Source organism: Streptomyces sp. NPDC044002 (assembly GCF_056434525.1).
The window spans coordinates 57,098-83,814 of record NZ_JBWKEZ010000016.1 but is presented as its reverse complement, the minus strand read 5'-3'; the positions used below and the strand labels follow the sequence as shown (position 1 = coordinate 83,814).

At 73.0% G+C, this 26,717-nt stretch carries 21 protein-coding genes, 2 tRNA genes and 1 pseudogene; 3 read left to right on the top strand and 21 right to left on the bottom strand.

The window, feature by feature from the left end; all coding sequences use genetic code 11:
• Positions 1 to 12: 12 nt before the first annotated feature.
• The 14 genes and pseudogenes from AC07A6_RS14970 to AC07A6_RS14905 form a co-directional block, all read right to left on the bottom strand.
• Positions 13 to 894 (bottom strand): YceI family protein, encoded by an 882-nt coding sequence (locus AC07A6_RS14970; RefSeq protein ID WP_386273498.1) that lies wholly within the window; start codon positions 892 to 894, stop codon positions 13 to 15.
• 121 nt (positions 895 to 1,015) lie between these two features.
• A pseudogene (locus AC07A6_RS14965) lies at positions 1,016 to 3,427 on the bottom strand (ComEC/Rec2 family competence protein); the annotation flags it as partial.
• A gap of 35 nt (positions 3,428 to 3,462) precedes the next feature.
• Positions 3,463 to 4,419 carry a ComEA family DNA-binding protein gene (locus AC07A6_RS14960; RefSeq protein ID WP_478777370.1) on the bottom strand — a complete coding sequence of 319 codons (957 nt, stop codon included), beginning with the start codon at positions 4,417 to 4,419 and terminating at the stop codon, positions 3,463 to 3,465.
• 189 nt (positions 4,420 to 4,608) lie between these two features.
• Complete coding sequence (locus tag AC07A6_RS14955; RefSeq protein ID WP_478777369.1) at positions 4,609 to 5,454, bottom strand: DegV family protein; 846 nt, start codon at positions 5,452 to 5,454, stop codon at positions 4,609 to 4,611.
• Positions 5,455 to 5,640: 186 nt separating this feature from the next.
• Complete coding sequence (locus AC07A6_RS14950) at positions 5,641 to 6,390, bottom strand: SurA N-terminal domain-containing protein (protein ID WP_478777368.1); 750 nt, start codon at positions 6,388 to 6,390, stop codon at positions 5,641 to 5,643.
• A gap of 153 nt (positions 6,391 to 6,543) precedes the next feature.
• The gene (gene leuS, locus AC07A6_RS14945; protein WP_478777367.1) at positions 6,544 to 9,408 is read right to left on the bottom strand and encodes a leucine--tRNA ligase; all 2,865 of its coding nucleotides are present in this window, start codon (positions 9,406 to 9,408) and stop codon (positions 6,544 to 6,546) included.
• A gap of 256 nt (positions 9,409 to 9,664) precedes the next feature.
• Positions 9,665 to 9,737 (bottom strand) — tRNA-Ala (locus AC07A6_RS14940).
• Positions 9,738 to 9,873: 136 nt separating this feature from the next.
• On the bottom strand, positions 9,874 to 10,107 hold the full coding sequence (locus AC07A6_RS14935; protein ID WP_007264019.1) for a hypothetical protein: 234 nt from the start codon (positions 10,105 to 10,107) through the stop codon (positions 9,874 to 9,876).
• A 146-nt stretch (positions 10,108 to 10,253) separates the two neighbouring features.
• Positions 10,254 to 10,326: transfer RNA gene (locus AC07A6_RS14930), tRNA-Ala, on the bottom strand.
• A 134-nt stretch (positions 10,327 to 10,460) separates the two neighbouring features.
• Positions 10,461 to 11,123 carry a histidine phosphatase family protein gene (locus tag AC07A6_RS14925; RefSeq protein ID WP_362474245.1) on the bottom strand — a complete coding sequence of 221 codons (663 nt, stop codon included), beginning with the start codon at positions 11,121 to 11,123 and terminating at the stop codon, positions 10,461 to 10,463.
• Positions 11,120 to 11,566: a ribosome silencing factor gene (gene rsfS / locus AC07A6_RS14920; protein WP_125602767.1), complete on the bottom strand. Its 447-nt coding sequence runs from the start codon at positions 11,564 to 11,566 to the stop codon at positions 11,120 to 11,122. The genes AC07A6_RS14925 and rsfS overlap by 4 nt, the downstream gene beginning before the upstream one ends.
• A gap of 142 nt (positions 11,567 to 11,708) precedes the next feature.
• The gene (locus AC07A6_RS14915; protein WP_478777366.1) at positions 11,709 to 13,346 is read right to left on the bottom strand and encodes a LytR C-terminal domain-containing protein; all 1,638 of its coding nucleotides are present in this window, start codon (positions 13,344 to 13,346) and stop codon (positions 11,709 to 11,711) included.
• Between the two features lie 24 nt (positions 13,347 to 13,370).
• Positions 13,371 to 13,988, bottom strand: a complete 618-nt coding sequence (nadD, locus tag AC07A6_RS14910) for a nicotinate-nucleotide adenylyltransferase (RefSeq protein WP_007264023.1) — start codon at positions 13,986 to 13,988, stop codon at positions 13,371 to 13,373.
• Between the two features lie 63 nt (positions 13,989 to 14,051).
• On the bottom strand, positions 14,052 to 14,219 hold the full coding sequence (locus AC07A6_RS14905) for a hypothetical protein (RefSeq protein WP_362474236.1): 168 nt from the start codon (positions 14,217 to 14,219) through the stop codon (positions 14,052 to 14,054).
• A gap of 141 nt (positions 14,220 to 14,360) precedes the next feature.
• Here AC07A6_RS14905 and AC07A6_RS14900 point away from each other — a divergent pair, with 141 nt between their 5' ends.
• The gene (locus AC07A6_RS14900; RefSeq protein ID WP_478777365.1) at positions 14,361 to 15,488 is read left to right on the top strand and encodes a M48 family metallopeptidase; all 1,128 of its coding nucleotides are present in this window, start codon (positions 14,361 to 14,363) and stop codon (positions 15,486 to 15,488) included.
• Here AC07A6_RS14900 and AC07A6_RS14895 read toward each other — a convergent pair.
• From AC07A6_RS14895 to AC07A6_RS14865, 7 genes are all read right to left on the bottom strand, one after another.
• Entirely contained in the window at positions 15,457 to 16,653 is a 1,197-nt protein-coding gene (locus AC07A6_RS14895) for an SCO2583 family membrane protein (protein ID WP_478777364.1), read from the bottom strand. The genes AC07A6_RS14900 and AC07A6_RS14895 overlap by 32 nt on opposite strands.
• Before the next feature lie 67 nt (positions 16,654 to 16,720).
• Positions 16,721 to 17,260, bottom strand: coding sequence for an SCO2584 family spore wall biosynthesis protein (locus AC07A6_RS14890; protein ID WP_362474227.1), 540 nt, complete (start codon positions 17,258 to 17,260; stop codon positions 16,721 to 16,723).
• 77 nt (positions 17,261 to 17,337) lie between these two features.
• On the bottom strand, positions 17,338 to 18,621 hold the full coding sequence (locus AC07A6_RS14885) for a glutamate-5-semialdehyde dehydrogenase (RefSeq protein ID WP_478777363.1): 1,284 nt from the start codon (positions 18,619 to 18,621) through the stop codon (positions 17,338 to 17,340).
• A 669-nt stretch (positions 18,622 to 19,290) separates the two neighbouring features.
• Positions 19,291 to 19,722 (bottom strand): hypothetical protein, encoded by a 432-nt coding sequence (locus AC07A6_RS14880; protein ID WP_386274904.1) that lies wholly within the window; start codon positions 19,720 to 19,722, stop codon positions 19,291 to 19,293.
• Positions 19,723 to 19,768: 46 nt separating this feature from the next.
• Complete coding sequence (proB, locus tag AC07A6_RS14875; RefSeq protein WP_362467233.1) at positions 19,769 to 20,896, bottom strand: glutamate 5-kinase; 1,128 nt, start codon at positions 20,894 to 20,896, stop codon at positions 19,769 to 19,771.
• A gap of 78 nt (positions 20,897 to 20,974) precedes the next feature.
• Complete coding sequence (locus AC07A6_RS14870) at positions 20,975 to 21,433, bottom strand: GtrA family protein (protein ID WP_478777362.1); 459 nt, start codon at positions 21,431 to 21,433, stop codon at positions 20,975 to 20,977.
• A complete protein-coding gene (locus tag AC07A6_RS14865; protein ID WP_362467235.1) occupies positions 21,433 to 22,413 on the bottom strand; it encodes a glycosyltransferase family 2 protein in 981 nt (326 codons plus the stop codon). Before AC07A6_RS14865 ends, AC07A6_RS14870 begins: the two co-directional genes overlap by 1 nt.
• Before the next feature lie 159 nt (positions 22,414 to 22,572).
• Between AC07A6_RS14865 and AC07A6_RS14860 the strand changes: the two genes are divergently transcribed.
• A complete protein-coding gene (locus AC07A6_RS14860; protein WP_362467236.1) occupies positions 22,573 to 25,443 on the top strand; it encodes a bifunctional glycosyltransferase/CDP-glycerol:glycerophosphate glycerophosphotransferase in 2,871 nt (956 codons plus the stop codon).
• Positions 25,440 to 26,621 carry a glycosyltransferase gene (locus tag AC07A6_RS14855; protein ID WP_478777361.1) on the top strand — a complete coding sequence of 394 codons (1,182 nt, stop codon included), beginning with the start codon at positions 25,440 to 25,442 and terminating at the stop codon, positions 26,619 to 26,621. The genes AC07A6_RS14860 and AC07A6_RS14855 overlap by 4 nt, the downstream gene beginning before the upstream one ends.
• Positions 26,622 to 26,717 lie beyond the last annotated feature (96 nt).

Sequence of the window (26,717 nt, the reverse complement as noted above, 5' to 3'; positions counted from 1 at the left end):
CCGCGCCCGCGCCTACGCCTTGTGCACGATCTGCACGTCCAGCTCCACTTCCACGCTCGGCCCGATCGCCGCGATCCCCTGCGCCAGCACCGACTGCCAGTTCAGCGCGAAGTCCCCGCGGTTCAGCTCGGCCGTGGCGCGGCAGGCGGCACGCGGCTCGCCCTCCAGGCCCGTGCCGTGACCCAGGTACTGGGTGTCGAGGGTGACCGAGCGGCTGACCCCGTGCAGGGTGAGGGCGCCCGCCACGGCCCAGCGGCTGCCGCTGCGGTGGATGAACCGCTCGCTGTAGAACTCCACCCGCGGGTGCCGGGCCGCGTCCAGGAAGTCCGCCGACCTCAGGTGGTCGTCCCGCCTGCGCATCCCGGTGTCGATGCTGGTCGTGTCGATGATCACGTGCATGGAGGAGTCCTCCATGCGCTCGGCGATCCGCACCGCGCCGGCGAAGGTCGTGAACCGGCCGTGGATCCGGGCGAAGCCCATGTGCCGGGCGGTGAAGGCGATCGACGAGTGCGTCGGGTCGAGCTCCCAGTGCCCGGGCTGCGGCAGCAGCGGCGGCTCCACCGAGTCCAGGATGATCTCCGCCGTGCCGGGCTGCGCCGGGTCCCCCACCAGCGTCGCCCCGTGGAAGGGCGCGTAGCCCTCGGCGGTGACGGAGAGCCGGTACTCGCCCTCCGGCACGGCCGCGGTGAACCCCCCGTACGGGTCCGTCTCCCCGCTGACGACCCGTCGGCCGATCGGGTCGGTTACCTCGAACTTGGCCTGTCGGATGGGCTGGTGGACCGTGTCGAGCACCCGGCAGCTCAACAGCCGCGCCGTGTGCGGCAGTGTGAGCGTCGCGGATGTGGTCGAAGCGGCACCGCTGGTCGTCTCCATCCCCCGTCGGCGACCGAACATGGCTAGTGCACCCCCGTGCTGTGTGGACTTGGACCGTTCTGGCGAAGACGCATTCGATCATGCTGTCGGGTTGTGGGCAAACAGAATGGTCGCGCCCGGTATGACCGCGCGCTTTCGGACGCCGTCCGGCCGGAAACGCACGCATCCTCGCACCGCTTCCGGAGACCGCCACGGAGCCGTCCTCATCGGTGCGCAACACGGCCGTTCCATGGGCCCTGAGCTGCGCGATCGTGCCCGGGGCGGGATGCCCGTAGCGGTTGCCGGCACCGACGGGGACGATCGCCAGCCGTGGCCGGATCCGGTCCTGGAGGCCCGGGTCCTGGTGCGCCGATCCGTGGTGGGCGACCTTGAGCACGTCCACCGGCCCCAGTTCCGGATGCTCCCTCAGAAGTGCTTCCTGGGACGGCGGTTCGAGGTCTCCGAGCAGCAGGAGCACCAGGCCCGCGGTACGCACCAGCAGGGCGACGCTGGCGTCGTTGGGCCCGTCCGGCGGCGGGGCCGTCGCCGAGGGCCACAGCACCTCCCACTCCAGCGGGCCGGTCCGCCTCCGCTCCCCCGGCGCCGCGGGCACCACGGGCACCCCGGCCCGCGCCGCCGCCCGGCGGACCGCGGCCGCCTGCGCGGGCGGCTCCTCCAGCACGGTGGTTTCGATCACACCCACGGACCGGCCCCGCAGCACCCCCGGAACCCCTCCCACGTGGTCGGCGTGAAAGTGCGTCAGCAGGAGCAGCGGGATCCGGCTCACGCCGAGGGCGCGCAGGCAGTCGTCCACCGGGCCCGGCTCGGGCCCGGCGTCGACCACGACGGCCGTACCGGGACCGGCGGCCAGCACGCCGGCATCGCCCTGGCCCACGGCGCACTGGACGTAGCTCCAGTCCGGCGGCGGCCAGCCGGTGACGGTACGGATCAGCTGCGGCGGCCGCAGCACCGCGATCAGCAGCAGCACGGCCACGGCGGCGCAGGCCCCCCGCCGCCGCCCGCACCGGGCCCCGAACCCCACCGCCGCCGCCGTGACCGCGGCCAGCAGCAGCCCGCCCGCGAGCCCGCCCGGCCAGGGCAGCTCCGCCCCCGGCAGCCGGGCCCCGCCCCGCGCCACGGCGGCGATCCACCCGGCGGGCACCCCCGCGCACCGCGCGAGCAGCTCCGCCACGGGCATGCACAGCGGGGCCGCGGCGAGGACCGCGAAGCCGAGCACGGTGGCGGGACCGGCCGCCAGCTCCGCCAGCAGGTTGCACGGCACGGCGACCAGGCTCACCCGGGCGGAGAGCACCGCCACCACCGGCGCGCACACGGCCTGGGCCGCAAGGGCCGCCCCCAGGGCGTCGGCGAGGCGCGGCGGCGCCCCTCGCCGCCGCAGGGCCCCGCTCCAGCGCGGCCCGAGGGTGAGCAGCGCCCCGGTGGCCAGCACCGAGAGGAGGAACCCCACGCTGCGGGCCAGCCACGGGTCGTACAGCACCAGCAGCAGCACGGCCCCGGCCAGCGCCGGCACGAGGGACCTGCCCCGCCCGGTGGCGAGGGCCAGCAGGGTGACCGCCCCGCAGGCGGCGGCCCGCAGCACGCTCGGGTCGGGCCGGCACACCACCACGAAGGCCAGCGTCAGCGCGGCCCCGCCCAGGGCGGTGGCCCGCAGCGAGAGCCCGAGCCGGGGCGCGAGCCCGCTCCGCTCGGCGCGCTGCGCGCGGGCCGGGGGCCCGATCAGCAGATACAGCACGACGGTCAGGTTGGAGCCCGAGACGGCCAGCAGGTGCAGCAGGTCGGTGGCCCTGAACGCCTCGTGCAGCTCGGGCGGGACCCGGGAGGTGTCTCCGACCACCAGCCCCGGCAGCAGCGCCCTGGCGTCCCCCGGGAGCCCCTCGGTGGCGTCCCGCAGCCCGGCCCGCAGCACCCCCGCGAGCCGCTGCACCCGGTCGGGGCCGCCCGTCACCCCCGGCGGGGCGTCCGCGGCCGGGCGGAGCAGGGCCACGGCCCGCTCCCCGTCCCCGGCGGGCGCCAGCCGGGCCACCACCGCGACCCGGGTCGAGGGCTCCAGCCGGGCCCACCCCGGATGCCCGGCCAGTACCCGTACGGGGGTCTCCACCCGGGTCCGCGTCCCGTCGGGCCCGCTCACCCCGGTCAGCACCGCGTCCAGCACCACCACCGGCGGCCCGGCCCCGCCGCGGGCCGTCCGGGGGTCCGAGCCGACGGTGAGCTCCGCGCGCACCCGGGCGTGTTCCCCGGCCAGCCGGGCCACCGGCCCCGCCCGCGCCTCGGCCCGCTCCAGCCCGGCCACCCCCGCCCCGGCGGCGGCGCAGAGCAGCGCGGCGGCCACGGCCGGTCCGACCCCCCACAGCGGCTGCGACCCGCGACGGCCGGCGAGCAGCAGCACCCCCGCCGCGGCCGCCGCGAGCCCCGCCCCGGCGGCGCTCCACCCGCCCGGCACCCCGAGCGCCAGCGCGGCCGCACCCCAGGCCGCCACGGCCGGCACCGCCAGCCGCAGGTCCGCCGGCCCGGCCCGCTCACCCCCGGCCGCTCCGCCGCCGCCCCGTTCTCCCACGGCCGGCTCCTCCGCGACCGGCTCCCCGGCGGCGCTCACGGCCGCACCAGCCTTCGCAGCTCGGCGAACCTCCGCTCGCCGATGCCGTCGACCTGCCGGAGGTCCTCCACGGCCCGGAACCCGCCCCGGGCGGTCCGGAACTCGACGATGTTCCGGGCGAGGACGGGTCCCACCCCGGGCAGCCCGTCCAGCTGCTCGACCGTCGCGCCGGCGAGGCTCAGCGGACCGGCCCCGGCCCCCGCAGCCGCGCCCGCGCCGGGAGCCGGGCCGCCCGCGGCCGGCTGCGCGGTGACACCCACCAGCACCTGTTCGCCGTCCACCAGCACCCGGGCCCGGTTGAGCCCGGTGGTGTCCGTACCCGGCCGCACTCCCCCGGCGGCGGCCAGCGCGTCCTCCACCCGCGAGCCCCCGGGCAGCCTCCGTACACCGGGGTCTCGGACCTTGCCGCCGACGTCCACCACGATGCGGGCACCCGCACCGGCCGCAGCCGCCGACGGCACCGGGGCGGCGGGAGCGGAGCCGGGCCCGAGCACGGCCGGGGCCGTCACCGGCTGCGGCCGGCCCGACCAGTACTGCTGGGCGGCGAAACCGACGGCCACCACCAGCACCACCGTCACGGCGGCCACCGTCCTCGGTTCCACCCCGCACCGCTCCTGCACCCACACCGGCAGCCGTTCCCGCAGAGCCGGCCTCCGCGCCTCCCGAGCCCCCGGCGCTTCCCCGGGCTCCCGCCCGGCACCGGCAGCGGGATCCGCCGTCCCACCCGGCGGGTCGGCCACCCGCAGGGCCGTCTCCTGCGCCCCGGCCCGGCCGGCCAGCAGGGCCTCCGCCCTGCGCCGCAGCAAGGCGGGGTCGGGGCGGGACCGGTCCCGGCGCCGGCGCCGGTCCCCGAGCCTGCCGTCGGACCGGCGCGCCCGCCCGGGCCCGCTCCCGCCGGGGCCGTCGGAAGGGGAAGCCGTGGAAACACCTGGAGTACGCGTTCGAAGAGTCATGCCCCGAAGCTAGGGCCGACCCCAGGACCACCGCTCGGAGCCTTCAATTCCGGTGGATAACCGCCCCGTTGTGGACAACCCGGCCACCCTTCCGTGTGACCATCAGCACCCGGCACCCGGCACCCGGCACCCGGCACCCGGAAGGACCCCAATGCCCACCAGGCCCGGGAACCCACCCGACCCAAGTGATCAGCGCGGCGAGACGACCGCCGCCAGCAGCCCCGGCCCGGTGTGTGCGCCGATCACCGCGCCGACCTCGCTGACGTGCAGCTCGACCAGGCCGGGAATGCGCTCGCGCAGCCGCTCGGCGAGCTTCTCGGCCCGCTCCGGGGCCGCCAGGTGGTGCACTGCGACGTCGACGCCCCGCGCCCCGGCCCGTTCTACGGCCAGCTCCTCCAGCCGGGCGATGGCCTTGGAGGCCGTGCGCACCTTCTCCAGCATCTCGATCCGCCCGCCGTCCAGGGTCAGCAGCGGCTTGACCGCCAGCGCGGAGCCGAGGAGGGCCTGCGCGGCCCCGATCCGGCCGCCGCGCCGCAGGTAGTCGAGGGTGTCCACGTAGAAGTAGGCCGACATCTCCGCGGCCCGCTTCTCGGCGGCGGCCACGGCCTCGTCGGCGGACCCGCCGGCCTCGGCGGTCTCGGCGGCGGCGAGTGCGCAGAAGCCGAGGGCCATGGCGACCATGCCGGTGTCGACGACGCGGACCGGCACGGGGGCGGTCCGGGCCGCGACCACGGCGGCGTCGTAGGTGCCGGAGAACTCGGCGGACAGGTGCAGGCTCACGATGCCGGTGGCACCGGCCTCCGCGGCCTCCTGGTAGGCCCGTACGAACCGCTCGGGGCCGGGGCGGGAGGTGGTGACGGGGCGGCGCTTCTGCAGGGCCGCGGCGAGGCTGCGGGCCGAGATCTCGGTCCCTTCCTCCAGGGCCTCGTCGCCCAGGACCACGGTCAGGGGGACGGAGGTGATCCCGTGCCGCGCCATCGCCTGCGGGGGCAGGTAGGCCGTGGAATCGGTGACGATCGCGACATGGCGGGACATGAGCCGGAGGTTACCGGCAGCGGAGGCCTTCCGGCAGCCCGGGCCTCCCCCTCACCCGGATCCGCCTCCGCACGACCCTCGGCACGGCCCCGGGAACACCCTCCGCGCAACCCTCGGCACGGCCCCGGGAACACCCTCGGCACGCCCCTCGGACCACGCCCGCACCACCGCCGAACGCGCCTCCGCTCAGGTGGTGGCCTCCGGCCTGGGGGCCTTCTGCCAGGGGTACGCGGCCGCCGGAGCGGAGGGGCCCAGCGCCGGCCGCCCGGACTCCGCCGGCCGCGCGCCGGGCTCGGCGCCCGGGGTGCCCGCGGCCGGGGCGCCCGCGGCCTCCTGCCCCGCGTCCCAGGCCGCCGCCGCGGCCGCCAGGTCGTCGACCGACTCCCGGGACCAGTCGCGCAGCGCGTCCGACTCGACCTCGATCTGCTCCGAGAGGTGCGCCAGCTCGTCGTCCGCGAACCGCCGGGCGCGGTCGCGCGCCGCCCACCGCAGGGAATCGGCCGACTTCGTGATCTTGAGGGTGCGCTCCCGCAGCTCGGGCAGGGACTCCGCGATCCGCTTGCGGTCGGGCTCCTGCTCCAGCCGCTTCAGCTCGTCGTCCAGCTCGTGCCCATGCCGGCTCAACCGCTCGAAGAGGGCGATGGACTCCTTCAGCGAGCTGTCGGACTGCACGCCCTGGTACAGGGCGGCCTGCGTGGCGCGCATGGAGTTCCGCAGGTCGAGCCGCAGCTGCGCCAGCGCGCCGGCGACCCCGCCCTGGCCGATGCTGCGGGCCTTCAGCGTGGTGTCCTCCACCGTGCGGCGGGCCTGCGTGATCGTCCGGTCCACGCCGCGCTTGGCCGCGCCGACCGCCTTCACCGTGGCCCAGGCGCCCAGCCCCAGGAAGGCGAACAGCACCACCAGGGCGAAGATGATGATCAAAGCGCCTACCTCCATGAGGTTCCCTTCCCCGGCTTGTTCCCGTCCCTCCCACCGTAAACGCCGCGGGCAGGCCAGGGGTTCCAATCGAACCCCCAACCTGCCCGTACGGGATCACCCCGAGGCGCCGGCCCGCGCGGCCCTGGCGGGACGCACGGGCCTCGGCCCGCCTCAGATGACGATGTTCACCAGCTTCGGCGCACGCACGATCACCTTGCGGATCTCCGCGCCGCCCAGGGCCGCGACGACGCCCGCGTCGGTGACGGCCAGCTGCTCCAGGTCGGCCTCCGAGATGCTCGGCGCCACCTCCAGGCGCGCCTTGACCTTGCCCTTGACCTGGACCACGCAGGTGACCGTCTCGTCCACCACGTACGCCGGGTCCGCGACCGGGAAGTCCTGGTGGACGACCGAGTCGGTGTGGCCCAGGCGGTGCCACAGCTCCTCCGCGATGTGCGGCGCCAGCGGGGCGACCAGCAGCACCAGGCGCTCGGCCACGGAGCGCTCCAGCGGGCGGCCCGCCTTGGTCAGGGCGTTGTTCAGCTCGGTGATCTTCGCGATCGCCGTGTTGAAGCGCAGGCCCGCCATGTCGGAGCCGGCCCCGTCGATGGCCTTGTGCAGGGCGCGCAGGGTGGCCTCGTCGGGCTCGCCGTCGACGACGGTGACCTGGCCGGTCTCCTCGTCCACGATGTTGCGCCACAGGCGCTGCAGCAGGCGGTACTGGCCGACGACGGCGCGGGTGTCCCACGGGCGCGAGACGTCCAGCGGGCCCATCGCCATCTCGTACAGGCGCAGGGTGTCCGCGCCGTACTCCTCGCAGATCTCGTCGGGCGTGACGGCGTTCTTCAGGGACTTGCCCATCTTGCCGTGTTCGCGCTTGACGGGCTCGCCCTGGTAGAAGTACCCGCCGTCGCGCTCTTCGACCTCGGCCGCCGGGACGTACACGCCGCGCGCGTCGGTGTAGGCGTACGCCTGGATCATGCCCTGGTTGAACAGCTTGTGGAACGGCTCGGCCGACGAGACGTGGCCCAGGTCGAACAGCACCTTGGACCAGAAGCGGGCGTACAGCAGGTGCAGCACCGCGTGCTCGGCGCCGCCCACGTACAGGTCGACGCCGCCGTGCGGCGCGCCCTCGCGCGGGCCCATCCAGTACTGCTCGATCTCCGGGTCCACCAGGGCCGACGCGTTGTTCGGGTCCAGGTAGCGCAGCTCGTACCAGCAGGAACCGGCCCAGTTGGGCATGGTGTTGGTCTCGCGGCGGTAGGACTTCACGCCGTCGCCCAGGTCCAGCTCCACGTTGACCCACGCCTCGTTGCGCGACAGCGGGGTCTCCGGCTTGGAGGTGGCGTCGTCGGGCTCGAAGGTGCGCGGGGAGTAGTCCTCGACCTCCGGCAGCTCCAGCGGCAGCATCGACTCGGGCAGCGAGTGGGCGACGCCGTCCTCGTCGTAGACGATCGGGAAGGGCTCGCCCCAGTACCGCTGGCGGCTGAACAGCCAGTCGCGCAGGCGGAAGTTGACGGTGCCCTCGCCGATGCCGCGCCCGGCCAGCCAGTCGGTGATGGCGGCCTTGGCCTCGACGACGCCCAGGCCGTCCAGGGAGATGCCCTCGCCGGCGGAGTTCACCAGCTTCGCGTCGTAGGAGACGAACGCGTCCTCCCACTCGGCGGTGTCGGTGCTGCGGCCGTCCGTCGGCTCGACGACGCAGCGGATCGGCAGCTCGAAGGCGCGGGCGAACTCGAAGTCGCGGGTGTCGTGCGCCGGGACGGCCATGATCGCGCCGGTGCCGTAGCCCATCAGCACGTAGTCGGCGATGAAGACGGGGACCTTGTCGCCGCTGACCGGGTTGACCGCGTACTCGCCGGTGAAGACACCGGTCTTGTCCTTGGCCTCGGCCTGCCGTTCGACGTCCGACTTGGAGGCGGCCTGCTTGCGGTACGCGGCCACGGCCTCGGCGGGGGTGGCGTAGCCGCCGGTCCACACGTCGTGGGTGCCCTCGGGCCAGGCGGCCGGGATGAACTTCTCGACCAGCGGGTGCTCGGGCGCCAGGACCATGTAGGTGGCGCCGAACAGGGTGTCCGGGCGGGTGGTGAAGACGGTGATGGCCTCGTCGCCCAGCGCGAAGTCGACGCGGGCGCCCTCGCTGCGGCCGATCCAGTTGCGCTGCTGCAGCTTGATGGCCTCGGGCCAGTCCAGCGCGTCCAGGTCGTCCAGCAGGCGGTCCGCGTAGGCGGTGATCCGCATGTTCCACTGGCTCAGGCGGGACTTGAAGACGGGGAAGTTGCCGCGCTCGGACCGGCCGTCGGCGGTGACCTCCTCGTTGGCCAGGACGGTGCCCAGCCCGGGGCACCAGTTCACGGGCGCGTCGGAGGCGTAGGCCAGGCGGAAGCCGTTCAGGACGTCGGCGCGCTCGGCGGCGGTCAGGCCGGCCCAGGCACGGCCCCCGGGGACCTCACGGGTGCCGTTCTCGAAGGCGGCGACCAGCTCGGAGACCGGGCGGGCCTTCTTCGCGTCGGCGTCGTACCAGGAGTTGTAGATCTGCAGGAAGATCCACTGGGTCCACTTGTAGTACTCGGGGTCGATCGTCGCGAAGGAGCGGCGCTTGTCGTGGCCCAGGCCCAGGCGGCGCAGCTGGACCTTCATGTTCTCGATGTTCGCCTCGGTCGACACGCGCGGGTGCGTGCCGGTCTGCACGGCGTACTGCTCGGCCGGCAGGCCGAAGGCGTCGAAGCCCAGGGTGTGCAGGACGTTGTGGCCGGACATCCGCTGGTGGCGCGCGAAGACGTCGGTGGCGATGTAGCCCAGCGGGTGGCCGACGTGCAGGCCCGCACCGGAGGGGTACGGGAACATGTCCATGATGAACTTCTTGGGCCGGGCGACGACGGCCGGGTCGCCGGCCAGGTCGCCGGTCGGGTTCGGCGCCTCGTAGGTGCCCTCCGCGTCCCATACGTCCTGCCAGCGTGCCTCGATGTCGGCGGCCATGGCAGCCGTGTAACGGTGCCCCTCGGCCGCCTCGGGGGCCGGGGTGTTCGTCTCGCTCATGATTCCTGAAGCTCCATCGATCGTCTCTGCCGTCTCTGCCCGCCCAAACGAAAAAGCCCCTCGCACAGGAGGGGACGCCGCGCCGATGCCGACCTTCTCGAAGGGTCGGTACTGATCAGCGCGGCTCGGTAAGCAGAAGGCGTACGGCACGCATGGCGTCAGGGTACCGCAGCGGCCCCCGCGGGCGCTCGGACGTTCACCGGCCGGGCACGAAGAGAAGCGGGCCACCCGATCCGGGTGGCCCGCTTCTTCACTGTGGAGCTAAGGAGAATTGAACTCCTGACCTCCTGCATGCCATGCAGGCGCTCTACCAACTGAGCTATAGCCCCTTGTTTCTCTCTGCCGCCGGGCCCCTTCTCGGTTTCCCTTGCCGGTTCCCCTTGGCGACATCGAGAACATTACACGGTCATGGCCCCAGACCAAAAATCGGTTTCCAGTGGCCCGTTATGTCCGTTTCATCCCTGATCACGCCCGGGCGAACTGGTAGAAGCGCTTCAGCGTGCAGTGCTCGTCGAGCAGGCGGCCGTAGATCGGCTCGCCCTCCAGCTCCCGATACGTCTCGATCGGGTCGCCTTTTATGATCAGCGCCCGTGCGCATTCCTCGCACCAGTACTGGTAGTCGGGATTGACCGGTTCCATGTCCCGCACGATCGGCGTGCCGTTGTTGCACCAGTCGCACCGCCGCCGGTGTGCACCCATCCGTCAGCGACTCCCTCCCGCATCGGGCCGTCGTGTCCCCCTCCGGCCGTCCGATTCTGCCACGTCGGCAGCGGACGGGTCAGCAAGCACACAAAGGGGAACAAACGCAAGGATCCCGCCCCCTGTTGGGGACGGGATCCTGATTGTGGAGCTAAGGAGAATTGAACTCCTGACCTCCTGCATGCCATGCAGGCGCTCTACCAACTGAGCTATAGCCCCGCTCTCCGCCGCGTTCCCCCCGTTTCCGGTGTTCTTCGCTGCGAACAAGAAGAACTCTAGCCTGTGACCAGCCGGAAAGTGAAATCCGGGTCCCGGCGGCCCTGCGGGCCACACGGAGGGCCCCGGCGGAAGCCTCAGTCGTCGTCGCCGAGCACCGGCTCCGGCAGCGTGCCGGCGTTGTGCTCCAGCAGGCGCCAGCCGCGCGCGCCCTCGCCCAGGACGGACCAGCAGCAGTTGGAGAGCCCGCCCAGGCCCTCCCAGTGGTACGGCTCCAGGCCCAGCAGCCGCCCGATGGTCGTACGGATGGTGCCGCCGTGGCTGACGACGACGAGCGTGCCGCCCTCGGGCAGCCGGCCCGCGTGCTCCAGCACCACCGGAGCGGCGCGGTCGGCGACCTCGGTCTCCAGCTCGCCGCCACCGCGGCGCACGGGCTCGCCGCGCTTCCACGCCGCGTACTGCTCGCCGTGCTTCGCGAGGATCTCCTCGTGGGTGAGGCCCTGCCACTCGCCCGCGTACGTCTCGCGCAGCGCCTCGTCGTGCGCCACGGACAGCCCCGTGACGCCGGCCAGCTCGGCGGCCGTGTCCGCGGCCCGCCGCAGGTCGGAGGCCACGATGGCGTCCGGCTTCAGCGAGGCGAGCAGGCGGGCGGCGCGGCGGGCCTGCGCCACACCCGTCTCGGTCAGCTCGATGTCCGTCGAGCCCTGGAAGCGGCGCTCGAGGTTCCACGAGGTCTGGCCGTGCCGCCAGAGGACGATCTTCCTGCCGGGCTTGGCGGCAGTCGTCGTGGTCGTGCTCAGAACAGATCACCGTCCATCTCGTCGTCGCCCTGCGCCTCGCGCAGCTTGGCGTGCTCCTCGGCCTTGCCGATGGTGAGCTTGGCGTCCTCGGGGAGCTCGATCTCGGGGCAGTCCTTCCACAGGCGCTCCAGCGCGTAGAAGACGCGCTCCTCGCTGTGCTGGACGTGGACGACGATGTCGACGTAGTCGAGCAGGATCCAGCGGGCGTCGCGGTCGCCCTCGCGGCGCACCGGCTTGGCGCCGAGCTCCTTGAGGAGGCGCTCCTCGATCTCGTCGACGATCGACTTGACCTGGCGGTCGTTGGGCGCCGAGGCGAGCAGGAAGGCATCGGTGATCGACAGCACGTCGCTGACGTCGTACGCGATGATGTCGTGCGCGAGCCGGTCGGCCGCCGCCTGGGCGGCGGTGGTGATGAGCTCGATGGAGCGGTCCGTGGCGGTCACTGGCCATGCTTTCGGGTTGGCGGACAGATACCCACAAGGGTCTCACGTACCGCCGACGCCGCCCGCGCGGAACGTCCGGCGCGGGCCCGGGCCCAGGTGGGAGCCGGTCCGGGGCGGGAGCCGCCCGGACCGGCCCGCCCCGTCAGGACGGCTTGTAGTCCTTGCCCAGCACCACCACGACGTCCGCGTTCACCGGGCTCTCGGCCTTCTGCACGGCCGTCTCCGGCAGCCCCAGCGTCTTGGCGACGTCGACCGCCCGGTCCCGCTGGGCCTGGTCCTGGTACGTGATCCGCGTGGCGGCCGCCGTCCGGTCCGCCCTGCCGCCGTCCACGAAGGCGTAGCCGCCGTTGATCAGCGCCGCCTCCGCCGCGACCTGCGCCTTCTCGTCCCCGGTGGCGTCCTTGAGGCCGACCCGCGGGGCGGCGCCGGGCTGGGCCGCGCCGAGGGAGCCGCCGAGGATCTCCTTGACGACCTTCCGGCCGGCCTCGTCGGTCAGGCCGCCGTCCGGCTTCACGGTGAGCACCTCGGTGCGGTACGCCGCCACCTTGGCGTGCTCGCCGATCCGCGACAGCAGCCCGCCGAGGTTCTTCGCGTCGAGCCCCGGGTCGAGGATCTGGCCCATGCTCTCGACGGTCGTGGCCGCCGCCCCGGGGTCGCCCGGGATCTTGCGGAGGACGGCGTAGAGCACCTTGCCGGTGCGCTCCAGCTGCTTCGTCTCCGGTTCGCCGCGGCCGCGGTACGTGGCGTACGCGACGGCCATCGCGCCGGTCAGGCTCTGCCTGGGGCCCTGTGCCACGGCCGGGGTCTTGGCCTGCTCGTCGGCCGGGACGGCGGTGTCGGTGTCGGCCTCGATGCCCCCGACCAGCTCGACGAGGCGTTCCAGGAAGGGGGTGTCCAGGCGCCAGGTGCCGCCGATGCGGGTGCCGAGGACGGTGTCGAGGGACTCGCGGGTGCCGAGTCCGCCCTCCTGGACGGCCTTGCCGAGGGAGGTCGCGGTGCCGTCCTGCTTGGGGACGCCCAGGGTGTTGGGGATCAGGACGGTGGCGCCCTGCCCGGTCGTGACGTTGTCCACGAGGAGGGCGGTGGAGCTGCCGCCGCGCTTGGTGTTGTGCAGGTGGACGACGATCATGTCGCGCTTCTGCGCGCCGGCGGCGGCCGCGGCGCCCTTCTTCTGTCCGGGGCCGTCGAGGAAGGGGAGCCCGCCCGTGTACCAGAGCCAGCCCAGCCCTCCGACGGCGGACAGGGCGAGGACGACGACCAGCGCGACGACCCGGTTGCGGCCGCGTCGGCGGGCCTCCTCGCGGCGTTCGGTCCGGCTCTCCGTGAAGGCGAGCCAGTCGATGACGTCCTCGGAGTCCTCGTCGGGCTGGTCGATGAACGCGAACTGCTCCGTGCGGTAGTCGCGGCCGCCGGGGGCGTCCGTGACCCCGGCGGCGGACTCGGCGGGCGCCGCCCGGCGCGGCTCGGGCACCGGGGCGGGCGCGGGTGCCTGCGCCGGCTGCTGCCGGGGGGCGGCCTGGTGCGGGATCCACTGCGGGTGGTCCTGCCGGCCCGCGTACGGGTCGTGGGGCTGCGGCTCCGGGTACGGCTGCTCGTACTGCTCGTACTGGGGGTACTGCGGGTACGGCGCGTACTGCTGCTCGTACGGGGGCGGGACGGGCTGTACGGGGTGTACAGGCTGCGCGGTCACCTGGCCGTACACGGGTCTGCCGTACGCGTCGTAGCCGATGAGCTGCTGCTGGGCGGCGTACGGGTCGTACGGATCCTGTGGGTCGTTCACCGCGGGGCCCCTCTCTCCGGAAGCTCAGGCTCCCCGGTACAGCTCGCGCTTGTCGATGTAGCGCACCACACCGTCCGGAACCAGATACCAGACCGGATCGCCCTGGGCGACCCTTGTGCGGCAGTCCGTGGAGGAGATCGCGAGCGCGGGGACCTCGACCAGCGAGACCCCGCCCTCGGGCAGTCCGTCGTCGGTGAGGACGTGGCCGGGCCGGGTCACTCCGATGAAGTGGGCGAGGGAGAACAGCTCGTCCGCGTTGCGCCAGGTCAGGATCTGGGCGAGGGCATCGGCACCGGTGATGAAGAACAGGTCGGCGTCGGCGTTGAGCGCGCTCAGGTCCCGCAGGGTGTCGATGGTGTACGTCGGGCCGCCGCGGTCGATGTCGATGCGGCTGACGGAGAACTGCGGGTTGGAGGCGGTCGCGATGACCGTCATGAGGTAGCGGTCCTCCGCGGGAGACACGGCCCGCTGCGACTTCTGCCACGGTTCGCCCGTGGGTACGAAGACCACCTCGTCGAGGTGGAAAAGGGCGGCCACCTCACTGGCGGCCACCAGGTGTCCGTGGTGGATCGGGTCGAACGTCCCGCCCATCACTCCGAGCCGGCGCTTGACCGGGCCCGTAGGCATTTCCTGCTCTCCCATGAGCGCAGAGCCTACTGGCCCGGTGACACGCGCGCGGCGGCCGGTGCGTACGAGGAGCCCGGCTCAGCGGTCGCGGTTCAGGCGAGTGGTCACCCAGAGCATGAGCAGCAGGATCACGAGCGCACCGCCACCGGTCAGGTACGGGTTCAGGCTGTCGTGGTTGCCGCCGTGCTGCCCGCCTTCCTCCGCAGCGAGGAGGACCAGGTTGTGGGCGGTGGTGGAGAGGCTCATCAGGCAGGTACCTATCGAGTCGGGGAGCGAGCGGAGACTTCCCTCACATCGTATGCGGGGGCCCTGGGCACGCTCACGCCGACTCAGGCGTTGGGGAGGATGGACACACGTCACCACAGCCGATCGAGGGGGAAGGGCGCCATGACGAACACCGGTTCCGAGACGTCACCGGCACGCAATCGCAGGAGGTTCCCGGGGATTTCCTCGCGGGCCTACGAGCATCCGGCGGACCGCTCGGCGCTGGTCGCGCTGCGCAAACTCGCCGGTTTCGACACGGTGTTCAAGGCCCTCAGCGGGCTGCTGCCGGAGCGCAGCCTGCGGCTGCTGTTCCTGTCGGACTCGGTGCGGGTGGGCGAGACCCAGTTCCCCCACCTGCACGAGATGCTGCGCGACGCCTGTTACATCCTGGACCTGGAGAAGGTCCCCCAGATGTACGTGCAGCAGGACCCGAAGCCCAACGCGATGTGCATCGGGCTGGACGAGCCGATCATCGTGGTGACCACGGCGCTGGTCGAGCTGCTCGACGAGGAGGAGATGCGGGCGGTCGTGGGCCACGAGGTGGGCCACGCACTGTCCGGGCACGCCGTGTACCGCACGGTGCTGCTGTTCCTGACGAACCTGGCGCTGAAGGTGGCGTGGATCCCGCTGGGCAATGTGGCGATCATGGCGATCGTCACCGCGCTGCGGGAGTGGTTCCGCAAGTCGGAGCTGTCGGCGGACCGGGCGGGGCTGCTGGTCGGGCAGGACGTGAACGCCTCGATGCGCGGCCTGATGAAGATCGCGGGCGGCAACCACCTCCACGAGATGAACGTGGACGCCTTCCTCGCCCAGGCCGAGGAGTACGAGGAGAGCGGCGACCTGCGCGACTCCGTCCTGAAGATCCTCAACATGCTGCCGCGCACCCACCCCTTCACGACGGTGCGGGCGGCCGAGCTGAAGAAGTGGTCCCAGAGCCGGGACCACCAGCGGATCATGGACGGGCACTACCCGCGCCGGGAGGAGGACAAGGACACCTCGGTGACCGACTCCTTCCGCCAGTCCGCCTCGCACTACGCGGAGTCGGTGCGGACCAGCAAGGATCCGCTGATGAAGCTGGTCGGCGACATCGCCGGCGGTGCGGGCGACCTGGGCGGGAAGCTGCGCGACAGGTTCACCGGATCGGGCGGCGGCGCCGCGCGGGAGTCCGGCGACCCCAAGGGCACCCCCGGCACCCCCGGCTCCTCCGGCCCGGCCGGTCCTACGGGCTCGGGCCCGGACGGGCGGGACTGACGGAGGCCTGCGGGGGCGGCGGCTGGGACGGGGCCGGGGGGCCGCCCGGCGCCCCGGCCGGTGCCAGTACGCCGCACAGACCGGCCGTGCGCCGGGAGTGGCCGGCGGCGTAGGGGTCGCTCGCGGGCGGTCCCACGGTGGTGGGCCCGGCTCCGGCCAGGAGGGGCTTGAAGCCCTCGGCGGGCTCGGTGGCGCAGTCCTGCGGCCCGGCCATCACGTAGGCCGAGGAGATCTCCGCCCGGCGGGCCGTGAGGTCCTCCCGGTCGAAGCGCAGGCGCAGCTCGCGGCGGACGGTGAACAACGAGGCCCCGTCGGCGGCGGCGGGCGGTCCGGCCGCCGGGCGGACGGCGTACACGAAAGTGTGGTCGGTGCTCACCTCCAGCGCCTCGGGGTTCAGCTCCTGGACGGCGAGGATCCCGCTCACCCTGACGCGGCTGTCGGCGACGACGGCGATGGCGGGGTCGAAGCGGACCAGCCAGCCGGTGGCGGCGTGCCGGCCGTCGCCGGAGGGCGAGGTCACGCTCTCGTCGAACTGGGCCAGCTGCCCGGGGTCCAGGAGCACCCGCACGGGCCGGGAGGCCGCGCCGGAGAGGACGTCCGGGTCCAGCGAGGACTGCACCAGGTAGTCCTTGGCGATGGACAGGGCGGCGACGACCTGGCTCTCGGTGAAGTGGTGCGTGCGCCGCACGGCCGGGAGGGTGATGCCGGCGGCACCGATCCGGTACTCGGCCGCCTGGCTGTCGGCGTAGAGGTCGGCCGGCCGGCCGCCGGGCACCGGGACGGCCGGTGCCAGGGGGACGACGGTGCTGCTCAGCGGCTCGGCGTTGCCGCCGGGCGGCGGGACGTACGGGTTGCGCATGCCCATGTACACGGCGATGGCGAAGGCCGACGCGATGAGCAGCACGAGCAGCATGCCCTGGCGGGCGCCGCGGCCCGGGCTGCCGGTGCGGGGGCCGGCGGAGCCGCCGCCGGACCAGATGGAGCGGCTGCGGACGGCCCGGGCGTGCTCGCCCATGCGTTCCTGGGCGGAGAACTCCTGGAGCCGGGCAGCACGGACGAAGTCCTCGTCGAACACCACCGAGCGGTATTCGTCCGGGCGTAGTTCGTCGTCACCCCCGCCGATGCCTTCGGGGGTGCCGTTGGGCGGATCTCCTGGTACGGCCATCGCTTCTCCCGCTGTCCCCGCTTCAGAGAAGCCCCCAGCTCCGGAGCGAACGAGTGGGGTCGTACCTTCAGGGTTGGCGGCCGACGGGGTACGTAAACGCGCCGACGCCCGTGACTTCCCTGAGCGGCGTACTGGCCGGGGCGGGTGCGGGGTCCGGGTCGCCGGCGGCGCTGCGGTAGACGGCGCTGAAGGCCAGCGCGACCATGCCGAGCCCCATCACGACGGCGAGCACCCACGCGACGGGGCGCAGCCAGGGGGCACGGCCGCGGTAGGGGCGCATGGCTCCGCCGTAGGCGCCGTAAGGGCCGTCGGCGTAGCCGTGGCCGTACGGGCCGTACTCCCATCCGGGGTCGTCGAGGCCGTACCCGTCGGGGTGGCCGTAGTCGTCGTCGGCGGCCCAGCCCCCGGCGACGCGGGCGGCCTCGGCGTCGGCGCGCGCCCGGTCGGCGGCGCGCTGGCGCTCGGCCGCGCTCGGTTCATGGATCTCGGCGTTCCGGACGAAGTCCTCGTCGAGCACCACGGAGGCGAAGTCGAAATCCGCGCCTCCGCGGTCGTCGTCGGGCTCCCCGTCGTCCGGGAACGGCTTGCCCCCCACGTCGTCCGGCACGGGACCAGCGTAGACCTGGGGGGCCGCTTTGGGCAGGGTGTAAGCCTGATTCCGGCCACACCGTGTCCTCGCGATGGTTACCGGACGTGACCGTCGCCGGTGACGATGTACTTGGTGGAGGTGAGCTCGGGAAGGCCCATCGGGCCCCGGGCGTGCAGCTTCTGGGTGGAGATGCCGATCTCGGCGCCGAAGCCGAACTGGCCACCGTCCGTGAACCGGGTGGAGGCGTTCACGGCGACGGTGGTCGAGTCGACCAGCTGGGTGAAGCGGCGGGCGGCGGCCTGCGAGGTGGTGACGATCGCCTCGGTGTGGCCGGAGGTCCAGCGGCGGATGTGGGCGACGGCGTCGTCGAGGGAGTCCACGACGCCGGCGGCGATGTCGTACGACAGGTACTCGGCGGCCCAGTCCTCGTCGGTGGCGGGGACGGCGGTGACCTTGCTCCCCTCGGCGGCGGCCAGCACCTGGGCGTCGCCGTGGACGGTGACGCCGGCGTCGGCGAGCGCGTCGAGGGCGCGCGGCAGGAAGGCGGCGGCGATGTCGCGGTGCACGAGGAGGGTCTCGGCGGCGTTGCAGACGGAGGGCCGCTGGGCCTTGGAGTTGATGAGGATGTCCACGGCCATGTCGAGGTCGGCCTGGGCGTCGACGTAGACGTGGCAGTTGCCGGTACCGGTCTCGATGACCGGAACGATGGACTCTTCGACGACGGTCTTGATGAGCGAGGCGCCGCCGCGCGGGATGAGCACGTCGACGAGGCCGCGGGCGCGCATCAGCTCGCGGACGGAGTCGCGGGACTCGCCGGGGACGAGCTGGATCGCGTCGGCGGGCAGGCCGGCGGCCTCGATGGCGTCGCGCAGGATGGCGACGAGGGCGGTGTTGGAGGCGTAGGCGGAGGAGCTACCGCGCAGCAGGACGGCGTTGCCGGACTTCAGGCAGAGCGCGGCGGCGTCGACGGTGACGTTGGGGCGGGCCTCGTAGATGATGCCGACGACGCCGAGGGGGACGCGGATCTGGCGGAGGTCGATGCCGTTGGGGAGGGTGGAGCCGCGGACGACCTCGCCGACGGGGTCGGGCAGGGCGGCGACGTCGCGCACGTCGGAGGCGATGGCGCGGACGCGCTCCGGGGTGAGGGTGAGGCGGTCGATGACGGTCTCGCTGGTGCCGGCGGCGCGGGCCTTGTCGGTGTCGACGGCGTTGGCGGCGACGATCTCGGCCGTACGGGCCTCCAGCGCGTCCGCGATGGCCAGCAGGGCGGTGTCCTTGGCGGACCGCGGCAGTGGCGCGATGGCGGCGGCGGCGGTGCGGGCCGCGTGCGCGGTGGCGGTGACGGGGGAGGCGGCGGTGGCGTCGTCGAGCGAGGTCATGCCGCCCAGGGTAATCCCCGCCACCCCTGGCTCCGCCGGGCCTTCCACCCCCCGAGACGCCCTTTCCGACGCGCCGCGCCCATTTTCCGACGCGCCGCTCGCGCGGCTCGGCGCCGGGGCGCCTCCCCGGCTTCGCGCCGCTGCGCCGGACTCCGTCCGCCGGGGCCGGGGCGGGGCCGGTGCCCGTGGCTCGGGCCGGTGGGTCGGGTGCGGGTAAGTGGGTCGGCTGCGGTGGGTGGGCCGCTGCGCGGGGCGAGGTCCCCTACCCGCCCTTCGCCCGTTCCCCGGGCTGCGCCCGGACCCCTTGCGGGGGCTCCGCCCCCCCCACCCCCGCGCCTCAAACGCCGGCGAGGCTGGATTTCGCGCAGCGAAATTCCAGCCCGCGCTGGGGGCACCTCCCAGCGGTAGCTGGGGGAGTTTGAGGCGCGGGTCCGGGCAGCGCCCGGGGAACGGTGGAAGGGCGGGTAGGGGACCCAGCCCCGCGCAGCGGTCCACCCAGCCGCACCCGACCAACCGGCCCCAGCCACGCGAACCGGCCCCGCCCCGCAGGCCGCCGGACGGAGTCCGGCGCAGCGGCGCGAAGCCGGGGAGGCCGCCAGCGGCCGAGCCGCGCGAGCGGCGCGTTAAAGAGGCGTGGCCGCCCGCGGCCGAGCCGCGCAAGCGGCGCGTTCAGTAGGGGTGCACGCCCACCGGGTGGGCCGGGGGTGGGCCGTAGCCCTCCGCTACGCGTTGGTGGTACGTGGGGCGGTCGATGACCTCCAGGCCGACGATCTCCCACGGCGGCAGCTGTGCCGTCGAGCGGTGTTCGCCCCAGAGGCGCAGGGCGACGGCCGCCGCGTCGTGGAGGTCGCGGGCCTCCTCCCAGTACCGGATCTCCGCGTGGTCGTCGGCGTACCGGCTCGTCAGCAGGAAGGGGTGGTCGTGCGCGAGCTGCTCCAGCCCGCGCCGCACCTCGGACAGCGGCGCCGGCTTGCCGGAGACGCTGAGGGTGATGTGCCACAGGCGGGAGGTCTCGGCCTGTTCGTCCCCGCCGCCGCCCACGCTGGTCAGCGCTCGTCTCACCAGCCCGCCTCCTGTCTGCGCTACGCGTGTCCGCCCCACACAGTTGACCAGTCCCCGGCCCGCCGTGCGGCGGTTTTGCCGAACCTCAGCCCTGGAGCAGCACCAGATCGTCGCGGTGGACGACCTCCCGCTCGTACGCGGGTCCGAGCTCCCGCGCAAGCTCACGGGTGGAGCGGCCGAGGAGCTGCGGGAGTTCCTTGGCGTCGAAGTTGACCAGGCCCCGGGCCACGGCGCGGCCGTCGGCGGCGCGCAGTTCGACGGGGTCGCCGGCGCTGAAGTCGCCTTCGACGGCGGCGATGCCGGCGGCGAGCAGCGAGCTGCCGCGTTCGGTGACCGCCCGTACGGCGCCGTCGTCCAGGACCAGGTGCCCCTGCGGGGTGGAGGCGTGCTGGAGCCAGAGGAGCCGGTCGGCGGAGCGGCGGCCGGTGGCGTGGAAGTGCGTACCGGTCTCGCGGCCGGCGAGGGCGTCGGCGGCGTGGCTGGCGGAGGTCAGGACCACCGGGATCCCGGCGGCGGCGGCGATCCGCGCGGCCTCGACCTTGGTGACCATGCCGCCGGTGCCGACGCCCGCCTTGCCGGCGCTGCCGATGGAGACGTGGGCGATGTCCTCGGGGCCGCGGACCTCTTCGATGCGGGTGGTGCCGGGCAGGGACGGGTCGCCGTCGTACAGCCCGTCAACGTCGGAGAGGAGGACGAGGAGGTCGGCGCGGACCAGGTGGGCCACGAGGGCCGCGAGCCGGTCGTTGTCGCCGAAGCGGATCTCGTCGGTGGCGACGGTGTCGTTCTCGTTGACGACGGGCAGGGCGCCCATGGCCAGGAGCTGGTCCAGGGTCCGGTAGGCGTTGCGGTAGTGGGCGCGGCGGCTGGTGTCGTCGGTGGTCAGCAGGACCTGGCCGACGCGGACGCCGTAGCGGGCGAAGGAGGCGGTGTAGCGGGCGACGAGGAGGCCCTGGCCGACGCTGGCGGCCGCCTGCTGGCGGGCGAGGTCCTTGGGGCGGCGGGCCAGGCCGAGCGGGGAGAGGCCTGCGGCGATGGCTCCGGAGGAGACCAGGACGATCTCCTTCTCGCCGCCGCTGCGCGCCTTGGCGAGTACGTCGACCAGCGCGTCCACCCGGTCGGCGTCGAGGCCTCCCGCCGCGGTGGTCAGGGAGGAGGAGCCGACCTTGACCACGATCCTGCGGGCGTCCACGACACCTTGCCTAGCCGTTGACACGTCTTTCCCCTCACCGCAGAAACTTTCCGACCGACCGGCCCAATCTACGGGGTGGGGCGGCGGGCCCGCCCGCCGGTTTCAGACCGTGGACGAGGAGCGTTCCCGCTCCGGGCCGTCGGCGGCCGCGGCGGCGGCCCCGGTGCCGGTGCCGGTGCCGGGGATGAGGATCTTGCGGGAGAGCAGGAAGGTGAACGGGATGGCGACGACGGCGGCGACCAGCGGCGCGATGCGGGTGTCCATTCCGGCCCAGCTGACCAGGGCGTAGAGCCCGGCGGACTGGATGACGTAGTTGGTGACGTTCGTCAGCGGGAAGAGGAGGAACTTCTTCCAGGTGGGCCGGGTGCGGTAGGTGAAGTAGGTGTTCATGAAGAACGACCCGATCATCGACAGCACGAAGGCGAGCGTGTACGCGGCGAAGTAGGGCATCCACGGGTGCAGCAGCAGGTAGATGCCGAAGAAGGTGCCTGTGTTCACGCCGCCGACCAGGGCGAACCGGAGGATCTGGCCGAGCTGGTCGCGCCGGCTGTGGCCGGCCATCAGCGGCTGCGCTCCGCGATCACGGCTTCGGAGATTCCGGGCATCCGCTCGGCATCGGCGCCGTGGGCCTCCTTGACCAGGAAGTGCGGGCGGCGCTTGGTCTCGTAGTAGATGCGGCCGATGTACTCGCCGATCAGGCCCAGCATGATCATCTGCATGCCGCCGATGCCGGCGATCATCGCGACGATCGTGACGTAACCGGGCGAGTCGATGCCGTTGGTGATCGCCATGACGGTGATCCACAGCGCGTACAGGCCGGTCAGCGCGACCAGCGACACGCCGAGCCAGATACCGAGGCGCAGCGGCTTGTTGTTGAAGGAGATCAGCCCGTCCATGCCGTAGTTCAGCAGGGACCCGAACTTCCACTTGGTCTCGCCCGCCTCGCGCTGGGCGTTCTGGTAGTCGAAGTGGACGGTGTCGAAGCCGATCCAGGAGAACAGGCCCTTGGAGAAGCGGTTGTACTCGGGGAGCGCGAGCAGGGCGTCGACGGCGGGCCGCGAGAGCATGCGGAAGTCGCCGACCCCGTCGGTGAGCTCCACGTCGACCCAGCGGTTGACCCCGCGGTAGTAGAGGCGGCTGAGCGCGGAGCGGACCTTCTTGTCGCCCTCGCGGGTGCGCCGGGCGATGATCTGGTCGTGACCCTGCCGGTAGTGCTCCAGCATGGTCGCGATCAGCTCCGGCGGGTGCTGGAGGTCGGCGTCCATGATGACCACGGCGTCGCCGGTGGCCTCGCGGAGCCCGGCGAGCATGCCCGCCTCCTTGCCGAAGTTCCGGCTGAAGGAGACGTAGCGGGTCCGGTCCCCGTGGTCCGCGGCGATCTTGCGGAGCTTGCCGAGGGTGCCGTCGCGGCTGCCGTCGTCGACGTAACAGACCTCGTACTCGACGGGCAGGGCGTCCAGCACCTTGCGGATCTCGGCGTCGAACCGGTCGATGACGGCTTCTTCGTTGTAACAGGGGACAACTACCGACAGCTTGGTCATGAGCACTTCCTGCTGGCGTCCTAACGGGTGATTGTCGGCGACCGGACCCGCCACTCACCTCTTCCTTAGAAGTATGCACGCCGGCGGTCGGCCTGCCCGAGTCGCGTGCGGCACACGGTAGCTTTGACGGGATAAGCGGAATGGAACGAAAGGATCGAGGTGCACGTGCCTGACGTCTCCGTGGTCGTCATCGTCTACAACGACGCAGAGCGTCTGCCGGCGGCCGTCCAGTCGGTTCTGGACCAGACCCTGCACGGGGTCGAGGTCGTGATCGTGGACGACTGCAGCAAGGACCGTTCCTACGCGGTCGCCCGGGAGCTGGAAGCGGCGAACCCGGGGCGGGTGCGCGCCTTCCAGCTGCCCGAGAACAGCGGCGGCTGCGGTGCCCCGCGCAACCACGGCATCAAGCAGGCCACCGGCACCTACGTCATGTTCCTGGACAGCGACGACGTCCTGGACCGCAACGCCTGCCGGAACATGCTCGCGGCCGCCGAGAGCACCGGATCCGACCTGGTCTCGGGCATGTGCGTGCGCGTGCACCTCGACAACCGGTGGGGCAAGACCACCGAGTGGTACCCGTGGATCTACTCCCGCACCCGGACCCTGGAGTCGATCACCGAGTACCCGGACCTGCTGGTCTACGACACCCTCTCCACGAACAAGTGCTACCGGCGCGCCTTCCTGCTGGAGCAGGGCCTGGAGTTCCCGGTCGGCATCCACTACGAGGACCTGCTGTTCTCGGCGCAGGCCTACGTCGCCGCCCGCCGCATCACGCTGATCCCGAACCACGTCTACTACTGGAACGTGGTCGAGAAGGCCTCCGCCAAGTCGATCAGCAACCGGCGCCACGAGATCGCGAACTTCGTCCACCGGATGGAGATCCACCGCCGGGTCGACGAGCTGCTCGCGGCCAAGGGCCACACGGCCATCAAGACGGCGAAGGACGCCAAGTTCCTCAAGCACGACCTCGTGCTGCACCTGCGCGACCTGCCGCTGCTGGGCGACGCGTACCGCCAGGAGTTCGCCCGGCTCGCCAACGGCTACCTCGCCGGCATCGACCCGGCCGCGTACGAGAACGTCACGTACCTCCAGGCCATCTGCGCCTACCTGCTCGGCAAGGAGGACTGGCAGAACCTCCTCCCCGCCGCCGACGCGATGACCAACAAGGGCCGGCTGTCCTCCCCGCTGGCCGAACGCGACGGGCGGGTCTACTGGTGCGCCGAGCACCTCGACGACGCCGAGGGCCGCCGGATACTGGACGTCACCGGCCAGGGCTTCCACACGGCCCCCCTGTCCTCCCTCGCCCTGGGCAACCGCCTGACCTCGTACGAGGACGACGGGCGCGGCACCGTCACCCTGTCCGGCACCGTCGTGAACCCCCTGGGCCGCATCCAGGAGGGCACCGAGCTCAAGGCCTCCCTGGAGTTCCGGGCCCGCCGGCAGATCGGGGTGCGCTCCTTCAGCTTCCCGGTGGCAACCGTGCGCCACGCCGGTAACACGATCGAGTGGACCGCCACCGCCGACATCGGCAGCACCGTCCGCCCCCTCGGCATCATCGACGCCGTCTGGGACGTACGCCTGAAGCTGACGGCCGGCGGCGACAAGCTCACCACCCGCGTCTCGGTCGGCGGCGTCGACCTGGAATCGGCGGCCCGGCTGCGCGTCCGCCCCCGCCTGACCCGGCTGGTCTCGGACCGCTTCGAACCCGAGGTGACCAAGAAGGGCAACCTCTCCTACGTCCTGACCGCCGAGGGCCCCGCGGCCGTGCGCACCCAGACGCTGCTCGGCAGCGCCATGCACGGCAAGGCCGCCGGCCTCGTCAAGCGCAGCCTGCGCCGGGCCCTGAAGGCCCGCCGCAACATCGGCTCGGGCGAGCAGAAGGTGAAGGTCTACCACGAGGTCTTCTCGAAGCTTCCGGTCAAGAAGGGCACGGTCGTCTTCGAGAGCCACATGGGCAAGCAGTACAGCGACAGCCCCAAGGCGATCTACGAGGAGCTGGTCCGCCAGGGCGCCCCCTTCGAGGCGATCTGGTCCTACGCCGGCGCCAAGCCCACCGGCTTCCCCGAGCAGGCCACCCTGGTCAAGCGCTGGAGCTGGCAGTACCTGCGGGCCCTGGCACAGGCCGAGTACTGGGTCGACAACCAGGGCTTCCCGCTGGCGCTGACCAAGCGCCCCGGCACCACCTACATCCAGACCTGGCACGGCTCCGCACTCAAGCGCATGGGCTTCCACGAGCCCCGCACCAAGGCGCAGGGCAAGCCCGCCCAGGACCGCTTCCAGAAGGCCGTCGACCGCTTCGACCACTTCCTGATCCGCTCCGAGCACGACGTGCGCACCCTCGCCAAGGGCTTCCGGCTGCGCGACGAGGTGCTGCTGCGCACCGGCTACCCGCGCAACGACGCCCTGGTCGAGGCCCACCGCGCCGAGGCGCACAGCGGGGAGCGCGTGCGCGGCCCGCTCGCCGCCGAGCTGGGCATCGACCCGGACAAGCGGGTGCTGCTGTACGCGCCGACCTTCCGGGCGAGCGCGGACGGCACGGTGGAGGGCTTCGAGTTCCCCTTCGACGTGGAGGAGTTCGCGGACCGGCTCGGCGACCGCTTCACGCTGCTGGTGCGCACCCACTACCTCAACAGCGTCTCGCTGCCGCCGTCGGTGGCGGGCCGGGTGGTCGACGTGTCCCGGCACCACGACATCACCCCGCTGCTGGCGCTCGCCGACGGGCTGATCACCGACTACTCGTCCGTGATGTTCGACTACGCGGTGCTGGACCGGCCGATGCTGTTCTTCGCGTACGACTACGAGAAGTACTCCACCGACATCCGCGGCACCTACTTCGACCTGAAGGAGAAGGCGCCCGGCCCCGTGGTGGCCACGGCGGACGAGCTGATGCAGGCCGTCTCCGCCTTCGACGAGGCCGACGCCAAGTACGCGGAGGCCCGCCAGCGTTTCCTCGCCGAGTTCGGCGAATACGACCGCGGGGACGCGGCCCGCCGGATCGTAGAGAAGTTCTTCACCAGGAGCGGCAAGTGACCCAGCAGCCCCACGAACCCGCGGCACAGGGCGGCCGGGACGTCTTCATCGTCTCCAACAGCGTGGACGAGCTCGGCGGCGTGACCACCTGGTCGCACCAGATGGCCCGGCTCTTCACCGACCGCGGCCACCGGGTGCACATCGTCGGCATCGCCCCCGTCGCCGAGGAGATCCGCCAGCAGCTGCCGGACGTACTCCCGTACGAGATGACCACCCTGTACGAGACCCACCCGCCCCGCGCCCGCCGCCTGCGCGGCATCAAGGGCCGCCTCAACGCCCCGGAGCGGCGCCGGCAGGCGGCCCGCCGGGCGGGCATGCGCGCCAAGGCGGAGACGCTGAGCGCCCTGTTCCGGGCGGCCCGGCCCGGCGCCGTCGTCATCGTCACCCAGGTGTGGGCGATGGAGTGGGTGGCCCTCGCCGACACCAAGGGCCTGTCGGTCATCGGCATGAGCCACGAGTCCTTCGAGGCCAGCCAGACCTCCACCCGGGGCGCGCGGGTCCGCCGCTTCTACCCCGAGGTGGACCGGCTGCTGGTGCTCACCCCGGAGGACGCGGACCTGTGGATCCGGGCCGGCATGGAGAACGTCGCCAGCATGCCGAACCCGCTGCCGTTCATGCCGGACTCCCCCGCCCCCCGCACCGCGAAGGTCGTCGCGAGCGTCGGCCGCCTCGCCTTCGAGAAGGGCGTGGACCTGCTGCTCGACGCCTGGGCGGACGCGGCCCCGCACCACCCCGACTGGACCCTGCGGATCTACGGCGCGGGCACCGAGGAGGCCACGCTGCGGGCGCACTGCACCTCGCTGGGCCTGGACGACTCCGTGGAGTGGATGGGCAGCACCGCCGACGTACTGGGAGCGCTGCGCGGGGCGTCCGTCTTCGCCCAGGCCTCCCGGGCCGAGGGCTTCCCGATCACCCTGCTGGAGGCGATGGCCGCGGGCCTGCCGGTGGCCGCGTTCGACTGCGCGCCGGGCGTACGGGAGATCGTGCGGCACGGCGAGGACGGGCTGCTGGCCCGCCTGGGCAACACGATGGAGCTGGCCGGACACCTGGACACCCTCATGTCGGACCGCGAGACCCGCGAGTCCCTCGGCGACGAGGCGTTCCGCCACGTGCGGCGCTACTCCCCCGCGGAGATCACCGACCGGTGGGAAGAGCTGTTCGCCTTCCTGGAGCGCTGACCCGCCCGTACACGCAGAGGCGGGGGGGGGGGGAGGGGGTGGGGGGGGGGGGGGGGGGGGGGGGGGGGGGGGGGGGGGGGGGGGAGGGGTCGTTGG

Excerpts from the sequence above, each read along its gene's own strand:
- AC07A6_RS14970 (WP_386273498.1), bottom strand. The coding sequence starts at position 894 with ATGTTCGGTCGCCGACGGGGGATGGAGACGACCAGCGGTGCCGCTTCG.
- AC07A6_RS14960 (WP_478777370.1), bottom strand. The coding sequence starts at position 4,419 with ATGACTCTTCGAACGCGTACTCCAGGTGTTTCCACGGCTTCCCCTTCC.
- AC07A6_RS14955 (WP_478777369.1), bottom strand. The coding sequence starts at position 5,454 with ATGTCCCGCCATGTCGCGATCGTCACCGATTCCACGGCCTACCTGCCC.
- AC07A6_RS14950 (WP_478777368.1), bottom strand. The coding sequence starts at position 6,390 with ATGGAGGTAGGCGCTTTGATCATCATCTTCGCCCTGGTGGTGCTGTTC.
- leuS (WP_478777367.1), bottom strand. The coding sequence starts at position 9,408 with ATGAGCGAGACGAACACCCCGGCCCCCGAGGCGGCCGAGGGGCACCGT.
- AC07A6_RS14935 (WP_007264019.1), bottom strand. The coding sequence starts at position 10,107 with ATGGGTGCACACCGGCGGCGGTGCGACTGGTGCAACAACGGCACGCCG.
- nadD (WP_007264023.1), bottom strand. The coding sequence starts at position 13,988 with ATGGGAGAGCAGGAAATGCCTACGGGCCCGGTCAAGCGCCGGCTCGGA.
- AC07A6_RS14905 (WP_362474236.1), bottom strand. The coding sequence starts at position 14,219 with ATGAGCCTCTCCACCACCGCCCACAACCTGGTCCTCCTCGCTGCGGAG.
- AC07A6_RS14900 (WP_478777365.1), top strand. The coding sequence starts at position 14,361 with ATGACGAACACCGGTTCCGAGACGTCACCGGCACGCAATCGCAGGAGG.
- AC07A6_RS14895 (WP_478777364.1), bottom strand. The coding sequence starts at position 16,653 with ATGGCCGTACCAGGAGATCCGCCCAACGGCACCCCCGAAGGCATCGGC.
- AC07A6_RS14885 (WP_478777363.1), bottom strand. The coding sequence starts at position 18,621 with ATGACCTCGCTCGACGACGCCACCGCCGCCTCCCCCGTCACCGCCACC.
- AC07A6_RS14870 (WP_478777362.1), bottom strand. The coding sequence starts at position 21,433 with ATGGCCGGCCACAGCCGGCGCGACCAGCTCGGCCAGATCCTCCGGTTC.
- AC07A6_RS14865 (WP_362467235.1), bottom strand. The coding sequence starts at position 22,413 with ATGACCAAGCTGTCGGTAGTTGTCCCCTGTTACAACGAAGAAGCCGTC.